The following is a 15,127-nucleotide window of genomic DNA, read 5'->3' as shown; positions in this document are numbered from 1 at the left end:
ACGGGCGGGGTCGAACGGCCCGGCCCGAGTTCGCCGCCCATCCGGCGGCCGCATGAAAAGGAGAGACCTCATGAACAAGCCCATCCTGTCCCGGACCACCGCTGCCACCGCCGCTGGCCTGCTCGTCGCCTCGCTGGCACTGGTCGGCTGCGACCGCCGCGACGACACCGCCTCGTTGAACGACATGCCGCCCACGGCCGCAGGCGAAACCCCGGTCAACCCGGCGCCCACCACGAGCACCCTGCCGGACGCGCCGGCGACCTCGACAACCACCGCCGAGCAGCGCGCCCGTGAAATGCAGGCCGATGCATCCAGCGCCATGGACCGCACGGCAGAAAACGCGCGCGAAGCGGGCCGCGACGTGCGCGACGCAGCCAAGGAAGCCACCGACCGCACCGGCAGCAAGGTCAACGACGCGATGATCACCACCGCCGTCAACACCGAGCTGGCCAAGGACTCGCAGCTGTCGTCGCTGAAGATCAACGTCGATACCGACGGCGGCCGCGTGATGCTCAAGGGCACCGCGCCGACCCCGGCCGCACGCGAACGCGCCACCCAGATCGCCACCTCGGTCAAGGGCGTGGTGAGCGTGGACAACCAGCTGCGCGTCGAGTAACGACAGCCCCAGTCCGGCTCCGGCGCTTCGGCGGCGGGGCTGAACGCAAGAAGGCCCGGCAATGCCGGGCCTTCTTGCTTGTGGGGCGTGCCGTACAGGTTCAGCCCGGGTTGCCCAGCGTGGCCAGCGCCTCGCGCACCACGTTTTGCGTCAGCACCTCGGGCAGCAGCAGCGGCTCGCGCCCCGGCCGGATCAGCAGGTACACCGGCACGCCGTTGCGGCCCAGCTTGGCCAGCGCGGCGGTGATGCGCTCGTCGCGGTGTGTCCAGTCGGCGCGCATCAGGCTCACGTTGGCCTTGGCAAACGCGGCCATGGTTTCTTCACGGTGCAGCACCAGGCGCTTGTTGACCTGGCAGCTCACGCACCAGGCCGCGGTGAAATCGACGAACACCGGCTGGCCCTGCGCCACGCGCTGCTCGATGACACCTTCGTCGTAGGGCTGCCACTGCGACTCGACGCTGGTGCCCGACGCGTCGCCGTGCGGGTTGGCCGCCTCGACCAGCGCATGCTGTGGCCAGGCCCAGGCGACCAGCCCGGCCACGAGCGCGACGCTGACCACCCGGCCGACCCAGCCGCGCGCCGCGCGCAGGCCACCCAGCCACACCACGAAGGCCAGGCCCACCAGGGCCATCAGCACGGCACCGGCGCCATCCATGCCGGCCTGCTGGCCCAGCACCCAGACCAGCCACACCACCGTGGCAAACATCGGGAAGGCCAGCGCCTGCTTCAGATGCAGCATCCACGGCCCGGGGCGCGGCAGGCGCGAACGCCAGCCCGGCGACAGCACCAGCACCACGTAGGGCAGCGCCATGCCCAGGCCCAGCGCGGCAAACACGCTCAGGCTGACCGCGGCCGATTGCGTGATCGCATAGCCGAGCGCCGCGCCCATGAACGGCGCCGTGCAGGGGCTTGCCGCCACCACGGCCAGCACGCCCGCGCCGAAGGCATCGGCCGAGGGTCGCTGGCTGCGCCAGTTGGCTAGGCCTTGCGGCACCAGGTGGCCGAACTCGAACGCGCCCATCAGGTTGAGCCCGATCACGAAGAACAGCAGCGCGAGCACGAAGACGACGCCCGGCTCTTGCAACTGGAAGCCCCAGCCGATGGCGCTGCCCGCTTCGCGCAGCGCGAGCAAGGCGCCGGCCAGCGCCAGGAAGCTCAGCACCACGCCGCCCGTGTAGGCCAGTGCGTGCGTGCGCAGCGTGTGGGGCGTGTCGTGGTGCTGGGCGAGGCTCAGCAGCTTGATCGACAGCACCGGAAACACGCACGGCATCAGGTTCAGCACCATGCCGCCCACGAAGGCCAGCAGCACCGCCGTCAACCAGCCGAGGTTGGCGCCGCCATTCAGTTGGACCGGCGACACGCCGCCCAGCCGCTGCGCGCCGTCGGGCAGGGCCACGCGCGACACCGCCTGCACCGGCGCGCTGAACTCGGCCGAGCGCTGCGCACCGCCCCACACGGGCGCCGACGCGTCTTGCAGCACGGCGATGCCGTCGAGCGTCTCGGGCAGCTTCATGCCGTCCATCAGGCGCAGCTTCACCGCGTAGCCGGTGGCCGTGCGGTAGGGCTCGTGCTGCGCAGGTTCGAGGACTTGTTCGGCAAACGGAAAGACATGCACCTCGGGCAGCGTCGCCAACTGGGCACGCGCTTCGGGCGACTCGGGCTCCATCGTCAACAGCACGTCGCGGCCCGCGACCTGCGCCTGCAGCTTCCAGTCGCGCAAGACCACGGGCTGCTGGGCGGCGGCCTGTTCGAACAGCGCGCTGTGCGCCGTCGAGCCCGGCGTGGTGCCGGCGGCGACCACCGGCAGCTGCAGGTCGAGCGTGGCGTTTTCAGGAATGCACACGTCCTTGCACACCAGCCAATTGACCTGCGCGCGCAGGGTCAGCGTGGTGCCCGGCAAGGCGCCCGTCGGTGCGGTGAAGCGCAGCGGCAGCAGGATTTCATCTTCGTAGCCGTAGTTGACCAACTGGCCGAGCGGTAGGCGCCGGGGCGCGGGCCATTCGATGTCGCCGGTGTTGGCGCCCAGCGGCAAGGTCCACTGGATGGTCGTGGGCAGCCCCGAATCGCCCGGGTTGCGCCAGTAGCTGTGCCAGTGCGGGATGTGCTGCATCCGCAGGCCGATCTGCAGCGACTCGCCCGGCTGCACGGCGCTGCGTTCGGCCACCAGCTCGGCGGTGACGTGGGGGGTCTTGACGGTCGAGGCGGCGTAGGCCAAACCCGCGACGAGGGACGAAACAAGGGCCAGGGCGGCAAGCGCCAGGCGCCAGGTGCTGCGAGACATCACCACTCCAAAAAGGGACAGGGCGCTCGCTCGAAGGGGCGCCGGGGTGCTGGGTCTGAACGGGAGGCGGTGCTTCGGTTCCGCACCGAAGGCCGAGGGGGCGGATTGTTCCATGCAGGTAACGCTGCGAGCCGGGAGTGTCACGGCCGGATACCACTGGTGACCTTCGTGCCTCTGGGCCGTGCGGCGCCCCACCGGTTCATGGGGGCGGCAAGGGTTTGTACGCAGTCGTCGAGTCTCCTTGACGACGTGCGACGTCACTTTTTACGCCAACAATTCCACAGTCCGGGCCTCTCGGTGCTCGCGACGTGCCGGCGTTCCGATTTCAACAATCCCCAGGAGACCCTCTCATGCTGCGTTTTGCCCCCCGCAACCCGCGCCTCGCAACGGCCATCGCGCTGCTTGCACTGCCCTTGTGGGCCCAGGCCGTGAGCGTTCAATACAACCTGACCGACCCGGCGACCACGCCCTTCCCGAGCGACCGCTTCACGACGTACGACGGTGCGCAAAAGACGCTCAAGCGCGTCAAGCTGCCCAAGCCGAACTGCACGACTTTCGCGTCCGACTGCGCCGACATCGACGTCATCAACCTGCTCGATGGCTTCAACACGCAGCCGCGCATCACGGTGCCCTTCGACGGGGCCATCGACCCGGCCACGGTCACCAGCGCGAACGTCTTCCTGTTCAACCTCGGCCACACGCTGACCGGCCAGGGCTTCGGCCAGCGCGTGGGCATCAACCAGGTGGTGTGGGACACGGCCAGCAAGATGCTGGCTTTCGAGTCGGACGAACTGCTCAACGAAACCTCGCGCTACGTGCTCGTGGTGACCAACGGCGTGAAAGACGCCGCCGGCGCGCCCATCACCACCGGCGCCTTCGGCAAGTTCATGCAGGCGCTCGACGCCGCCTCGGCGCGCAACCCCGAGATCGCCAACTACCGCAAGGCCCTGCTCGACGCCCAGCGCAGCACGGGGGTGGACACCAAGCGCATCGTCGCGATGAGCCTGTTCACCACGCAGACCGTGTCGTCGGACCTCGAACGCGTGCGCAACGCCATCAAGCGCAGCCGCCCGGCCGCGATCAACTTCAACATCGGCACCAGCGCAGCCGGTGCGGTGCGCGCGGTGTTTCCGCTGGCCGACGTGGCAGGCATCCAATTCAACCGCCAGACCGGCACGGCACCGGTGTTCACGGCGTCGTTCCTGCCGACGCCGGCGTTGGCCATCCAGCCCAACTCGGTGGGCACGGTGGCCTACGGCCGCTTCGCCTCGCCGAACTACATGACGGCGGGGCGCTACATCCCGACCGTGCCCACGATGACCGGCACGCCGGCGCTGCAAGGCAGCAACGTGCTGACGGCCCAGTTCTTCTTGCCGGCCGGCGCCAAGCCGGCGGGCGGCTACCCGGTGGCGATCTTCGGACACGGCTTCTCTGACAGCATGTATGGCGCCCCCTTCACCGTGGCCTCGTCGCTCACGGCGCAAGGCATCGCGGTGGTCTCGATCAACGTCGTGGGCCATGGCGGCGGTGCGCAAGGCACGCTGAACGTGCTGCGCAACTCGAACCCCGCCGCGCCCGTGGTGGTGCCGGCCGGTGGCCGCGGTGTCGACGCCGACGGCAACGGCAACATCGACGCGACCGAGGGCGTGGCCGCCGCTGCGCCCCGCCAGATCATCAGCAGCCGCGACGGCCTGCGCCAGACGGCCATCGACGTGATGCAGCTCGTGCGCCAGATCGAATCGGGTGTGGACGTGGACGGCGATGGCAGCCTCGACCTGAACGCGCAACGCATCTACTACGCGGGCCAGTCGTTCGGCGCCATCTACGGCTCGATCGTGATGGGCATCGAGCCCAGCATCAAGGCCGGTGTGCCCAACGTGGGCGGTGGTTCGCTGAACGAGATCGCGCGCCTGAGCGCCATCTTCCGTCCGCAGACGGGCGCCTACCTGGCGCTGCGCACGCCCCCGCTGATCAACGTGGCCGACCCGTCGGGGCTGGTGTTCAACGAGAACATCCCGCTGCGCAACCTGCCGCCGGTGACCAACGCGGTGCCGGGCGCGATGGCCATCCAGCAGGCGCTCGAACGTGCCGAGTGGGTGCAGCAGCCGGGCAACCCGGTGGCCTATGCCTCGTACATCACGAAGCGGCCGCTGCCGGGCAACGCGCCCAAGTCGATCCTGGTGCAAGTGGCCAAGGGCGACCTCGTGGTGCCCAATCCCACCAGCACCGCGCTGATCCGCGCGGGTGACTTCGCGGCCCGCACCACGTACTACCGCAACGATCTGGCCTATGCAGCCAACCCGGCCGTGGGCAAAACGGCCCACACCTTCCTGACCGGGGTGGCCGCCGCGGCCACGGCGCCCATCGCCATCGCGGCGCAGACGCAGATCGCGGTGTTCTTCGCCAGCAACGGGACGACCATCATCGACCCGGACGGCGCAGGCCCGATCTTCGAGACCCCCATCGCCGGCCCGCTGCCGGAAACGCTGAACTTCATCCCCTGACGCGACGTTCAGCCGCGCACCAGCGGTGTCATGCAAACGCGGCCTTCGGGCCGCGTTTTTTTTGTCGGTGCCCGTCACCAACGGGAAGGGGCCAGCTGTGCCCACAGGGACTGTAGGCACCCTCTGACAGCAAGAAGCTCCCCGCTCGACTGGTTCGATCGCGGCAACCCTGGTGTGATGCAGACAGCCGCCGAGGGACGCCCTTCAAGCCTCACCGAGCGTTGCGGCTCGACCCTTTCGCCCGAGTCCCATGGACCCGCAACCCATCGACCCCCGCGCCTGCTTCTTCATCGTGTTCAACGATCGCTCCGGCCACCGCGACGCGCAAGAAGCGCGCGCCACCCTCGAGCGGGTTTTCGCGCGGGCCGGGCGGGCGCACCGGGTGCTGGCGTGCGCGCCCGGCCAAGGCATCGAGGGGCTGGCACGGCAGGCGGTGTCGCAGGCACGTGCCGAAGGCGGCGTGGTCGTTGCTGCCGGCGGCGACGGCACCATCAACGCGGTGGCGCAGGCCACGCTCGGCAGCGGCTGTGCGTTCGGGGTGCTGCCGCAAGGCACCTTCAACTACTTCGCACGCGCCAACGGCATTCCGTCAGACACCGAGGCGGCCGCCGATCTGCTGATGCAGGGGCGGCCGCAGCCGGTGCAGGTGGGCCAGGTCAACGGGCGCGTGTTCTTGGTGAACGCGAGCCTGGGGCTGTACCCGCAACTGCTGCAAGACCGCGAGGCCTACAAGCAGCAGTTCGGCCGCAGCCGCCCGGTGGCGCTGCTGTCGGCGCTGACGACGCTGCTCGGGCAGCACGCGCAACTGCGTCTGCTGATCGAACACCAGCAAGGCGGGCAAGACGCGGTTCGCAAGGTGCGCACGCCCACGCTCTTTGTCGGCAACAACCGCCTGCAGCTCGAACAGATCGGCATTGCCGAGGCCCCGATGCTCGAACAGGGCCGCCTCGCTGCCATCACGCTCAAGCCCGTCGGCACGCTGGCGATGCTGGGGCTGCTGCTGCGCGGTGCGCTCGGCCGTCTGGGCGAGGCCGACACGGTGGACAGTTTCGCCACGCGCCGCATCGTCGTGAGGCCCTGGTTGCCAGTGGGCGCGCGCCGCATCAAGGTCGCCACCGATGGCGAGGTCGTCTGGATGCGCCCGCCGCTGGAGTTTCGCGTGGCGAGCCAGCCCTTGCACCTCATCAAACCCGAGGGCGATCACCTTGCGGAGGCGACATGACCACGGTCGTGCACCTGTCCGACACGCACTTCGGCACCGAGCGGCCGCCCGTGGTCGAAGCCTTGGTGCGCTTCGTGCGCGAGCAGGCCCCGCGGCTGGCCCTGCTGTCGGGCGACATCACCCAGCGGGCGCAGCCGGCGCAGTTTCGTGCGGCCAAGCTCTTTCTCAACCGCTTGGGCGTGGCCTCGACGCTGGTGATTCCGGGCAACCACGACATCCCCCTGCTGCACCTGGGCGCGCGCCTCTTCGGGCCGTACGCGAGGCACGCCGAGGCCTTTGGCCGCGAACTGGAGCCGATGTTCGAGACCCGCGAACTGCTGGTGCTCACGGTCAACACCACGCGGCGCTACCGCCACAAGCATGGCGAAATCTCGCGCGCGCAGATCGAGCGCGTCGCACACCGGCTCGACCATGCCGCACCGGGGCAACTGCGCCTGGTGGTTCTGCACCACCCGGTGATCGCCATCAAGGCGCAAGACGAGGTGAACGTGCTGCGCGGTCACCAGACGGCCATTCGTGTGTGGGCACGCGCCGGGGCCGACCTGATCCTCGGCGGGCACATCCACCTGCCCTACGTGGCGCCGCTGCACAAGCGCTTCGACGACCTGCCGCGCACGCTGTGGGCGGTGCAGGCGGGCACCGCGGTGTCTGCACGCGTGCGCCACGAGGCCGACAACTCGGTGAACCTCATCCGCTATCCCGGCCCCATCAACAACCGCCGCTGCGCGGTGGTCGAGCGCTGGGACTTCCGCGAAGCCACGCGCCGCTTCGAGCGCGTGTCTGCCGATGAGCTTCACTTCTACCCGTTGGCACCCGGCCATGGATGACGGTGACATCGTCATGGCGCAACTCGCCGATGTGCTGGGCACGCACGCGCTGCCTGGCTTCTTCGTGGCGCTGGCCTTGCTGCTCGCGACGGTGGCGGGCGTGTGGAAGTTGCTCTCGCGCGTCGGCCTGCCCCACGAGCGTGGCCACATGCCGCAACTGGCCTTTCTGGCGATTCACGTGGGACTGGGCTTCTTGCTGGTGCTGAGTGCGGCATCGGTGTTCGCCTCGCTGGTCGAACAACTGTGGAGCGGCATGCTGCTCGGCCAGCTCGACGAGGTGTTCACCGTCGCGCTGCGCGAGAGCGTCTCGCTGGATGTGCTGCGTGCCTTTGCCCGCCTCACCCAGCTCGGCGACCCCGACACGCTCATCGCACTGGGCATTGCGGTGGCCATTGCCTTGCTCGTGATGCGTCACCACGGGCTGGCGGCCGGCTGGGTGCTGGCGCTGGCCGGCAACGGCCTGCTGAACCCGGCGCTCAAGAAGGTGTTCGAGCGCGTGCGGCCAATGCACGACCACGGCCTCGTGTTCGAGACGGGCTACAGCTTCCCGAGCGGTCACAGCTCGGGGGCGGTCGTGGCCTACGGAATGCTCGCTTACCTGGCGATCCGCCTCTTGCCGCCGCGCTGGCACCTGCCGGTGCTGCTGTGCGGCGCCGCGCTCGCCTTCACCGTGGGCGCGAGCCGCGTGTTCTTGCAGGTGCACTTCGCCAGCGATGTGATCGCCGGGTTCGCTTCGGGCACGGTGTGGTTGGTGGTGTGCATCGCGAGCATCGAGCTCACGCGTGGCTACCACCGCATCCGCGGCGGCCGCTGACCTTCACGCTCAACTGCGCCAGAAGTCCACCAGCGCCTGCGTCACTTCTTGCGGTTTCTCGACCGTCGAAAGGTGACCGCTGTCGGGCAGGGTGATCAGCCGCGCGCCGGGGATGGCCTGCGCCATCTCATGCGACCAGTCGGCCGGGATCACCTCGTCGTTGGCGGCCGCCAGAACCAGCGTCGGGCAGGTGATGGCGCCCAGGTGCGGTCGAGAGTCGATGCGGCCGATGATGGCGGTCTGCTGCCGCACGAAGGCCTCGGGCCCCGTGTCGGCCGCCATCTGCGTGACGGCCTCGCGCAAAGCTGCATCGTGGTGGTGGTCGGGATGGAACATCAGCGGGAAGGCGAGCTTGGCGATGTCGGCGAAGCGGCCTTTGCGGGCCAGTTCGATCTGCTGGCGGCGGCGGTCGGTCTGCTCGGGCGTGTCGGGTCGTGCCGAGGTGCAGATCAACGCAAGCCGGCTGACCCGCTCGGGCGCCTGGCGCATGACTTCGAGTGCGATGTAGCCGCCCATCGAGATGCCCGCCAGCGCAAAGCGCGGTGGGGCATGGCGAAGCACCCGCGCGGCGATGGCTGCGATGCTGTCGTCGCGCCGGTGGTCGGCCACCATCACCGGCCCGAACTGCCAAAGCGCCGGGGTCTGGCCGGCAAAACACCGCGGTGTGCAGAAGAGTCCCGGCACCAGCACCGTGGGCATGTCGTGGCTTGTGGCGTCGCTCATGGCATGTCTTTCGTCATATTGGGGGATCGAATCGTAGTGAAACAGGGGTGTCCCCCACTTTCGCGGGGTGGCAGTACCCCGCGGGCCGACCTATCAATGAGGTGTTTTCTGACTGACTTCGCAGCGCCGCACCGACATCCGATTTGCGTCGCCGCGCGTAAGGTCTCACCGTCGGCCATCAGGATCGACGTCATGAAGGGAAAGGACCTCATCATGAACTCCGCCAATTCGCTCTCAGCAGCCCCTTGCTACGAAATACGCTTCCGGTCGCTGTTCAACGACGGTCGTGCGCTCTCGTTCCCGTGCGACGCGCAAGGCCATGTCGAACTCGATGCGCTCAGCGAGCGGGCCCGCACGAACTACCTGTATGCCCGCGCCGTGGTGGGCCGCGAGTTCGCATCGCCCGCCGTGATGCTGGCCGACCTGCACTGAGCCGACGCGCACCGAGAGGTGCGCAGGTGACAGCGCCGCCTCCCATGGCTGCGTTAGGGTTGAGGGTTCGTCCGACCCACCAACCTCCGAAAGGCTCCTTCTCATGGGCATCCGCCAGACCAAGCCAGGCATCGACCTCGGCATCGTCACCACCAACGGTGAGGCCATGCTGGCCTTCTACCGCGACACGCTGGGCCTGAAGTACGTGCGCGAGATGTCCATGCCCGGCGGCAACGGCACCATGCACCAGCTGGTGTGCGGCGACAGCCTCATCAAGCTCGTGGTGCTCGCATCGACCCCCGCGCAAGCGGCACCGGGCGGCGTCTCCGGGGCCACCGGCCTGCGCTACTGGACCATCACCCTCGACAACATGGCCGAGATGCTGCAGACCTGCGAGGCCCAGGGCCACAAGGTCATGATGAAAGAGCGCGAGCTGCGTCCCGGTGTGACGATCGCCATCGTGGCCGACCCCGACGGCAACTGGGTCGAGTTCCTGAGCATCGCTGCACCTGTCTGACCGGCTGAAACGCTCAGCCCCCTCAGTCAGCCACGGGCCCGGCACCGCGCCGGGCTCAAGTTCGAGGCGGAGCGGCCGATAAGACGCCGACACGCCATGAACACCGTTTCATCCATCGCCCTCTCGGGTCTGCGCGGCGCGCAGATGCGCATCGACACGTCGGCGCACAACATCGCCAACGCGCAGACGCCGGGCTTTCGCCGGCAACTGGTCGTGCAGCAGTCGCAAGAAGGTGGCGGCGTGCTGACCCAGCCGCTGACGACGGCCGAGCCGCCCGCCGAGGCGGCCCCGGGCGAGGGCCTGGCCGACGACATCGTCGCGCAGAAGGTCGCCAGCTACGCCTTCGCAGCCAACCTGCTGGTGCTCAAGACCAGCGAGCGCATGCAGGGCACGCTCATCGACGCGTTCGCCTGATCGGCCTCCCTGGCCGGTCTGCCCTGGCCCCTTTGTGACTTTTGCATCGTTTGCAGGCCTTGGGCAGCGCGTTGGATCGCGTTTTCCACGCTTGTGATGGAACGCGCGGGCAAGGTCTAATCCGCCCAGCCGCCCCCTGCCAAGCCATGCAAGAACAGCCCACCTTCGTGCCGCCGCGCATGCCCACGCTCCAGGCGCAGACGGTGTTGTTGCGCCTGTTCGAGGTCAGCCCCGACCCGGTCTGCGTGACCGAATTCCACAGTGGGCGCTTCCACATGGTCAACGGCGCCTTCGAGCGCATGACGGGCTACACGGCCGACGAGGTGCATGGCCGACGCGTGCAAGACATCGGCCTCTGGCAAGAAAGCGATGCCCGCGACCGCTACACCGAACTGCTGGTGCTGGCCGGTGGCCAGGTGCACGACTACGCGGCGGTCTTTCGGGCGCGTGACGGGCGGCCGGTGCCGCTGCGCATTTCCGCCTCGACCTTCGAGCAGGACGGCGTGCGCTACGTGGTCGCCGTGCTGCACGACGTGACCGAGCGCGAGCGGGGGCGCCTGCAGTACGAGGCGATCCTCAACAACGCGGTGGTGGGCGTGGCTTTCACGCGCGACCGCGTCTTCCAGCACACCAACCCGCGCTTCGAAGACATGTTCGGCTGGCCGCGCGGCGGGCTCGTCGGCCTGCCTGGGCGCGTGCTCTGGAGCGACGACGCGAGCTACATCTCGATGGTGCGCTGCGCCGGGCAGGTGCTGGCCCGCGGTGACGTTTTTCAAGACGAGTACGAGATGCGCCGCCGCGACGGCTCGACCATGTGGTGCAGCCTGCGGGCGCGCGCCATCGACCTGGCCAACCCGGTGTACGGCGGCGCGATCTGGATCGTCGACGACATCACCGAGCGTCGCCGGATCGACCAGGCGCTGGCCTCGGCCAAAGAGCAGGCCGAGGCCGCCAACCGCGCGAAGAGCGCCTTCCTGGCCAACACCAGCCATGAGATCCGCACGCCGCTCAACGGCCTGCTGGGCCTGGCTCGTTTGGCGCTGGCGCCCGATGCCGGGCCGGTGCGCCAGCGCGAATACCTCGAACGCATTCACGAGAGCGCACAGGCGCTCGCGGGCACGATCTCCGACATCCTCGACTTCTCGAAGATCGAGGCCGGCCGCATGACGGTCGAGCACGTGCCCTTTGACCTGCACGCGCTGCTGGGCAGCCTGCGCGATGCCCATGCGGCTCTGGCGCGAGGCAAGGGACTCGGCTTTCGCCTCGTGATCGACGAAGACGTGCCCTCGTGGGTGTACGGCGACCCCGTGCGGCTGCGCCAGATCGTCGGCAACTTCCTCGGCAACGCGCTCAAGTTCACCGAACACGGAATGATCGAAGTCACCGTGCTCGCCACGCGCGAGCACCGCGTGCGCGTGCAGGTGCAAGACACCGGCCCGGGCATCGACGCTGCGCTGCTGCCGCGCCTGTTCAAACCCTTCTCGCAGGCCGCGAGTTCGATCACCCGCCAGTACGGCGGCACCGGCCTCGGCCTGAGCATCTGCCGCGAGCTGGCCGCGCTGATGGGTGGCGAGGTCGGTGTGGACAGCACGCCCGGCGAAGGCAGCGTCTTCTGGGCCGAAGTGCCGCTGCCGCTGGCGGCCACGGGGCACGAGGTCATCAGCATGCGGTTGCCGGCGGCCGATGCGCTGCGCGGTGCACGCATCCTGCTGGTCGAAGACAACCCCATCAACACCCTCGTGGCCGACGCGACGCTCAGGCAGTGGGGCGCCGAGGTGACGTTGGCCGAGCATGGCGCCGAGGCGGTCGAGGCTGTGCTGGCCTGCGACGGCGCCTTCGATGTGGTGCTGATGGACCTGCAGATGCCGGTGATGAACGGCTTCGAGGCGGCGTCGGCGATCCGCAAACGCTACGACGCCGCGCGCCTGCCCATCGTTGCCTTGACGGCCGATGCGCTGCTGACCGAGCGTGACGCTGCGCTCGACCACGGCATGAACGACTTCCTGTCCAAACCCATCGACGCCGAGCGGCTGGTGAAAGTGCTGGCCCGCTGGGTGCACGGCTCACGCATGGCCCGTAGCCGAGTCTGAACGGGCCGCACGCGGGCTCACGCGCCGCGCGCATCGACACGTCTTTGGTCATGCCCGCAGGGAAACCGCTGCGATAAGCTCCCGGCCGATGAACGAGCCGCACAACCCCAGCACGCCGGCCACGACGCCCCTCACCGGACCGGCCGTGATGCGGGTGCACGAAGACCAGGACGCCCTGGCCCCGGGCACGCGCCTCGGCGAGTTCGAAATCTTGCGGGTGCTGGGCATCGGCGGTTTCGGCATCGTCTACCTGGCGATGGACCACGCGCTCGAACGCCAGGTGGCCATCAAGGAATACATGCCCTCGTCGCTGGCCGGTCGCGGGCAGGGTGACCAGGTCTCGCTGCGCTCGTCGGCCCACGTCGAGACCTTCGGCATCGGCCTGCGTTCTTTCGTGAACGAGGCGAAGCTGCTGGCCCGCTTCGACCACCCGTCGCTGGTGAAGGTCTACCGCTTCTGGGAGGCCAACGGCACCGCCTACATGGTGATGCCCTTCTACGCCGGTCGCACCCTGCGCGACGAGCGCAAGGGCATGACCACACCGCCCGACGAGGCCTGGATTCGCCGCCTCATCGACCCGCTGCTGGGCGCGCTCGAAGTGCTGCACAAAGAGGGCGTGTACCACCGCGACATCGCGCCCGACAACATCCTGCTGCTGCCCGAAGGCCTGCCGGTGCTGCTCGACTTCGGCGCGGCCCGCCGCGTGATCGGCGACCGCACGCAAACGCTCACCGCCATCCTCAAGCCCAACTACGCCCCCGTTGAGCAGTACGCCGACGTGGGCCAGTTGCGCCAGGGTCCGTGGACCGATCTCTACGCGCTGGGCGCGGTGCTGCACTTCCTGGTCGCCGGCAAACCGCCCACGCCATCGGCGGCCCGGGCGGTGCACGACGACGTCATGCCGCTTTCGGCGCTTGACCCCGCGCTCACCGGCGGCCTGCCGCACCGCCTGCTGGCAGCGGTGGACTGGGCACTGATGATCCGCCCCAACCAGCGGCCGCAAAGCGTGCAAGAGCTGCGTGACGCGCTCGACGGCCGCCTTGTGCCGCCCGAGCGCGTGATGAGCGAGGCCGACGGTTCGCCCACGGTCATCCGCGAGCGGGTGCAGGCCGCATGGTCGCCCACCCAGCCCGAACGCAGCGGCACCGGCGCCTATGCGCCCACCGCCGTCATGCCGGGCCGCGACGAAGGGCAAGACAAGACGCTGGTGATGCCGCAGACAGCGCCGCCACCGCCGACCGGCTTTGCCACCGCCGAGACGCCGCGCACCGTGACCCAGCCGCAGGTGCGCCCGATGGAGCCGCTCGCGGCGCCCGCACCCGTGGCCGCCCCGTCGTCCGCCCGCACGGCGGTGCTGGCCGGCGCCGGTGCGGCCGCCGTGCTGGTGCTGGCGGTCGGGGCGTGGCTGGTCTTCCAGCCCGGGTCGGACGAGGGCACCGAGGCTGCGGCCCCGGCGCCGGCCACCGCGCCCGTGGTGGCGGTGCCGCCGCCGGTGCTTGCGCCGGCCGCCCCGGCCAGCGCGGTGGTGACGGCGGTGCCGGCCGCTGCCCCGGTGTTGGTCGCACCGCCCGCACCGGTGCTCGCGTCGCCACAGGCGGCAGCCGAGTCGGCGTTGACGCCACGCGAAGCCGCCCGCCTGCGCGCCGAGGCCGCGCGTGAAGCGCTGGCCGAGCGGCGTGCACTCGCCGAAGCGCGGCGGCAGCGCGCGGCCGAGGCCCTGGGCGCGGCGCCGCCCGCGCCTGCGGTCGTCGCCCCACCTGCCGTGGCTCCGGCACCGCCGGTCGAGGCGGCGGGCCCTCGCAGCCCGCGCGAGGCCTGCGGTTCGCGCGTGTTCATCGCGCTCACGAATTGCCTGCGCCGGCAGTGCGAGTCGGCGCGCTTCGTCAACCACCCCGAATGCGAGCGCATGCGACACGACGAAGAGATGCGCCAGCGCAACCCACTCAACCGCTGATTCAAGCGCTGAGTTGCGCCCCGCCCATGACGAGCCCTCACGACCTGCGGGCCGACGGGGGGCGCAGACTCAATCGCTAAAGCAACTGCGCCGACGGGCCCTGGCGCAGGCGGCTCAGCGTCATCTGAAGCAAGCGGGCGTCCGAGCTGGCCCGATGGCGGGGCAGGTGCGTTTCGTGGCCGATGGTCAGCTTGGTCTCGTGCCAGGCGCGTGCTTCGGCCTCGCTGAGCAGGCCGCGCAGGCTGTCGAGCTTGAAGCTCGGCACGCGCTCGGCCTCTTCGTACAGCGCGCCGATCCATGCATAGTCGTTCGCCCAGCCATCGGTGTAGAGCGTGAGCCCGTGCAGTCGGTCGTTGAGCAGCCGTGTCACCTCGTCGATGCTGCGGCCGTGATGCTCCAATTGCTCACGGCGGATGCGGTGCACGCGTTCGGCAGAGGGGTCCCAGTGCGTCCAGTGCGGGGCGGGGCGGATCAGCGTGCAGAAGCTGGTGCCATCGGGCAGCACGAAGCCGATCTCGATGGGGTAGCTGTCGCGGCCGAAGCCCGACGCCTCGACGTCGAGGATGGCCGGCATCGGCGAGGCCGAGGGCCCCTTCGACGGCGGCGTGCGGGCGTGTGAATCGACCAGTGGCAGGACCATGTCGTGGAGCATAGGCATCGCCGCAGGTTCGCGCCCTCCCCAAGGCGCAAGAGCCGACGGATGAAAGGGCTTGTCGGCCCGGTCATGTGCCTG

At 69.5% G+C, this 15,127-nt stretch carries 13 protein-coding genes; 10 read left to right on the top strand and 3 right to left on the bottom strand.

What is annotated here, in order from left to right; genetic code table 11:
• Window positions 1–70 precede the first annotated feature (70 nt).
• Complete coding sequence (locus AC1KAT_RS02915) at window positions 71–616, top strand: BON domain-containing protein (protein ID WP_480322600.1); 546 nt, start codon at window positions 71–73, stop codon at window positions 614–616.
• Between the two features lie 100 nt (window positions 617–716).
• Here AC1KAT_RS02915 and AC1KAT_RS02910 read toward each other — a convergent pair whose 3' ends face one another.
• On the bottom strand, window positions 717–2,897 hold the full coding sequence (locus AC1KAT_RS02910) for a protein-disulfide reductase DsbD family protein (RefSeq protein WP_480322598.1): 2,181 nt from the start codon (window positions 2,895–2,897) through the stop codon (window positions 717–719).
• A 350-nt stretch (window positions 2,898–3,247) separates the two neighbouring features.
• On the opposite strand from AC1KAT_RS02910, the gene AC1KAT_RS02905 reads away from it, so the two are divergent.
• From AC1KAT_RS02905 to AC1KAT_RS02890, 4 genes are all read left to right on the top strand, one after another.
• Complete coding sequence (locus AC1KAT_RS02905; RefSeq protein WP_480322596.1) at window positions 3,248–5,401, top strand: Ig-like domain-containing protein; 2,154 nt, start codon at window positions 3,248–3,250, stop codon at window positions 5,399–5,401.
• A gap of 250 nt (window positions 5,402–5,651) precedes the next feature.
• The gene (locus AC1KAT_RS02900) at window positions 5,652–6,623 is read left to right on the top strand and encodes a diacylglycerol/lipid kinase family protein (RefSeq protein ID WP_480322594.1); all 972 of its coding nucleotides are present in this window, start codon (window positions 5,652–5,654) and stop codon (window positions 6,621–6,623) included.
• The gene (locus tag AC1KAT_RS02895; RefSeq protein ID WP_480322592.1) at window positions 6,620–7,450 is read left to right on the top strand and encodes a metallophosphoesterase family protein; all 831 of its coding nucleotides are present in this window, start codon (window positions 6,620–6,622) and stop codon (window positions 7,448–7,450) included. Before AC1KAT_RS02900 ends, AC1KAT_RS02895 begins: the two co-directional genes overlap by 4 nt.
• On the top strand, window positions 7,443–8,264 hold the full coding sequence (locus AC1KAT_RS02890) for a phosphatase PAP2 family protein (protein WP_480322590.1): 822 nt from the start codon (window positions 7,443–7,445) through the stop codon (window positions 8,262–8,264). Before AC1KAT_RS02895 ends, AC1KAT_RS02890 begins: the two co-directional genes overlap by 8 nt.
• A gap of 9 nt (window positions 8,265–8,273) precedes the next feature.
• On the opposite strand, the gene AC1KAT_RS02885 is transcribed toward AC1KAT_RS02890, so the two are convergent.
• On the bottom strand, window positions 8,274–8,987 hold the full coding sequence (locus AC1KAT_RS02885; protein ID WP_480322589.1) for an alpha/beta fold hydrolase: 714 nt from the start codon (window positions 8,985–8,987) through the stop codon (window positions 8,274–8,276).
• Window positions 8,988–9,200: 213 nt separating this feature from the next.
• Here AC1KAT_RS02885 and AC1KAT_RS02880 point away from each other — a divergent pair, with 213 nt between their 5' ends.
• The 5 genes from AC1KAT_RS02880 to AC1KAT_RS02860 all read left to right on the top strand — a co-directional run bounded on the left by AC1KAT_RS02880 (window position 9,201) and on the right by AC1KAT_RS02860 (window position 14,394).
• Entirely contained in the window at window positions 9,201–9,419 is a 219-nt protein-coding gene (locus AC1KAT_RS02880) for a hypothetical protein (RefSeq protein WP_480322587.1), read from the top strand.
• 103 nt (window positions 9,420–9,522) lie between these two features.
• A complete protein-coding gene (locus AC1KAT_RS02875) occupies window positions 9,523–9,936 on the top strand; it encodes a VOC family protein (RefSeq protein ID WP_480322585.1) in 414 nt (137 codons plus the stop codon).
• Window positions 9,937–10,032: 96 nt separating this feature from the next.
• Entirely contained in the window at window positions 10,033–10,350 is a 318-nt protein-coding gene (locus AC1KAT_RS02870; RefSeq protein WP_480322583.1) for a flagellar basal body protein, read from the top strand.
• 146 nt (window positions 10,351–10,496) lie between these two features.
• Complete coding sequence (locus tag AC1KAT_RS02865; RefSeq protein ID WP_480322581.1) at window positions 10,497–12,440, top strand: PAS domain-containing hybrid sensor histidine kinase/response regulator; 1,944 nt, start codon at window positions 10,497–10,499, stop codon at window positions 12,438–12,440.
• Between the two features lie 88 nt (window positions 12,441–12,528).
• Complete coding sequence (locus tag AC1KAT_RS02860) at window positions 12,529–14,394, top strand: serine/threonine protein kinase (protein ID WP_480322579.1); 1,866 nt, start codon at window positions 12,529–12,531, stop codon at window positions 14,392–14,394.
• Window positions 14,395–14,470: 76 nt separating this feature from the next.
• Here the strand turns inward: AC1KAT_RS02860 and AC1KAT_RS02855 are convergent, their stop codons facing one another.
• Window positions 14,471–15,034 carry a 3'-5' exonuclease gene (locus AC1KAT_RS02855; RefSeq protein ID WP_480322577.1) on the bottom strand — a complete coding sequence of 188 codons (564 nt, stop codon included), beginning with the start codon at window positions 15,032–15,034 and terminating at the stop codon, window positions 14,471–14,473.
• Window positions 15,035–15,127 lie beyond the last annotated feature (93 nt).

The organism is Piscinibacter sp. PDB5-1 (assembly GCF_056676035.1).
This window is presented reverse-complemented; position numbering and strand designations above follow the sequence as displayed.

Excerpts from the sequence above, each read along its gene's own strand:
- AC1KAT_RS02915 (WP_480322600.1), top strand. The coding sequence starts at position 71 with ATGAACAAGCCCATCCTGTCCCGGACCACCGCTGCCACCGCCGCTGGC.
- AC1KAT_RS02910 (WP_480322598.1), bottom strand. The coding sequence starts at position 2,897 with ATGTCTCGCAGCACCTGGCGCCTGGCGCTTGCCGCCCTGGCCCTTGTT.
- AC1KAT_RS02905 (WP_480322596.1), top strand. The coding sequence starts at position 3,248 with ATGCTGCGTTTTGCCCCCCGCAACCCGCGCCTCGCAACGGCCATCGCG.
- AC1KAT_RS02900 (WP_480322594.1), top strand. The coding sequence starts at position 5,652 with ATGGACCCGCAACCCATCGACCCCCGCGCCTGCTTCTTCATCGTGTTC.
- AC1KAT_RS02895 (WP_480322592.1), top strand. The coding sequence starts at position 6,620 with ATGACCACGGTCGTGCACCTGTCCGACACGCACTTCGGCACCGAGCGG.
- AC1KAT_RS02890 (WP_480322590.1), top strand. The coding sequence starts at position 7,443 with ATGGATGACGGTGACATCGTCATGGCGCAACTCGCCGATGTGCTGGGC.
- AC1KAT_RS02885 (WP_480322589.1), bottom strand. The coding sequence starts at position 8,987 with ATGAGCGACGCCACAAGCCACGACATGCCCACGGTGCTGGTGCCGGGA.
- AC1KAT_RS02880 (WP_480322587.1), top strand. The coding sequence starts at position 9,201 with ATGAACTCCGCCAATTCGCTCTCAGCAGCCCCTTGCTACGAAATACGC.
- AC1KAT_RS02875 (WP_480322585.1), top strand. The coding sequence starts at position 9,523 with ATGGGCATCCGCCAGACCAAGCCAGGCATCGACCTCGGCATCGTCACC.
- AC1KAT_RS02870 (WP_480322583.1), top strand. The coding sequence starts at position 10,033 with ATGAACACCGTTTCATCCATCGCCCTCTCGGGTCTGCGCGGCGCGCAG.
- AC1KAT_RS02865 (WP_480322581.1), top strand. The coding sequence starts at position 10,497 with ATGCAAGAACAGCCCACCTTCGTGCCGCCGCGCATGCCCACGCTCCAG.
- AC1KAT_RS02860 (WP_480322579.1), top strand. The coding sequence starts at position 12,529 with ATGAACGAGCCGCACAACCCCAGCACGCCGGCCACGACGCCCCTCACC.
- AC1KAT_RS02855 (WP_480322577.1), bottom strand. The coding sequence starts at position 15,034 with ATGGTCCTGCCACTGGTCGATTCACACGCCCGCACGCCGCCGTCGAAG.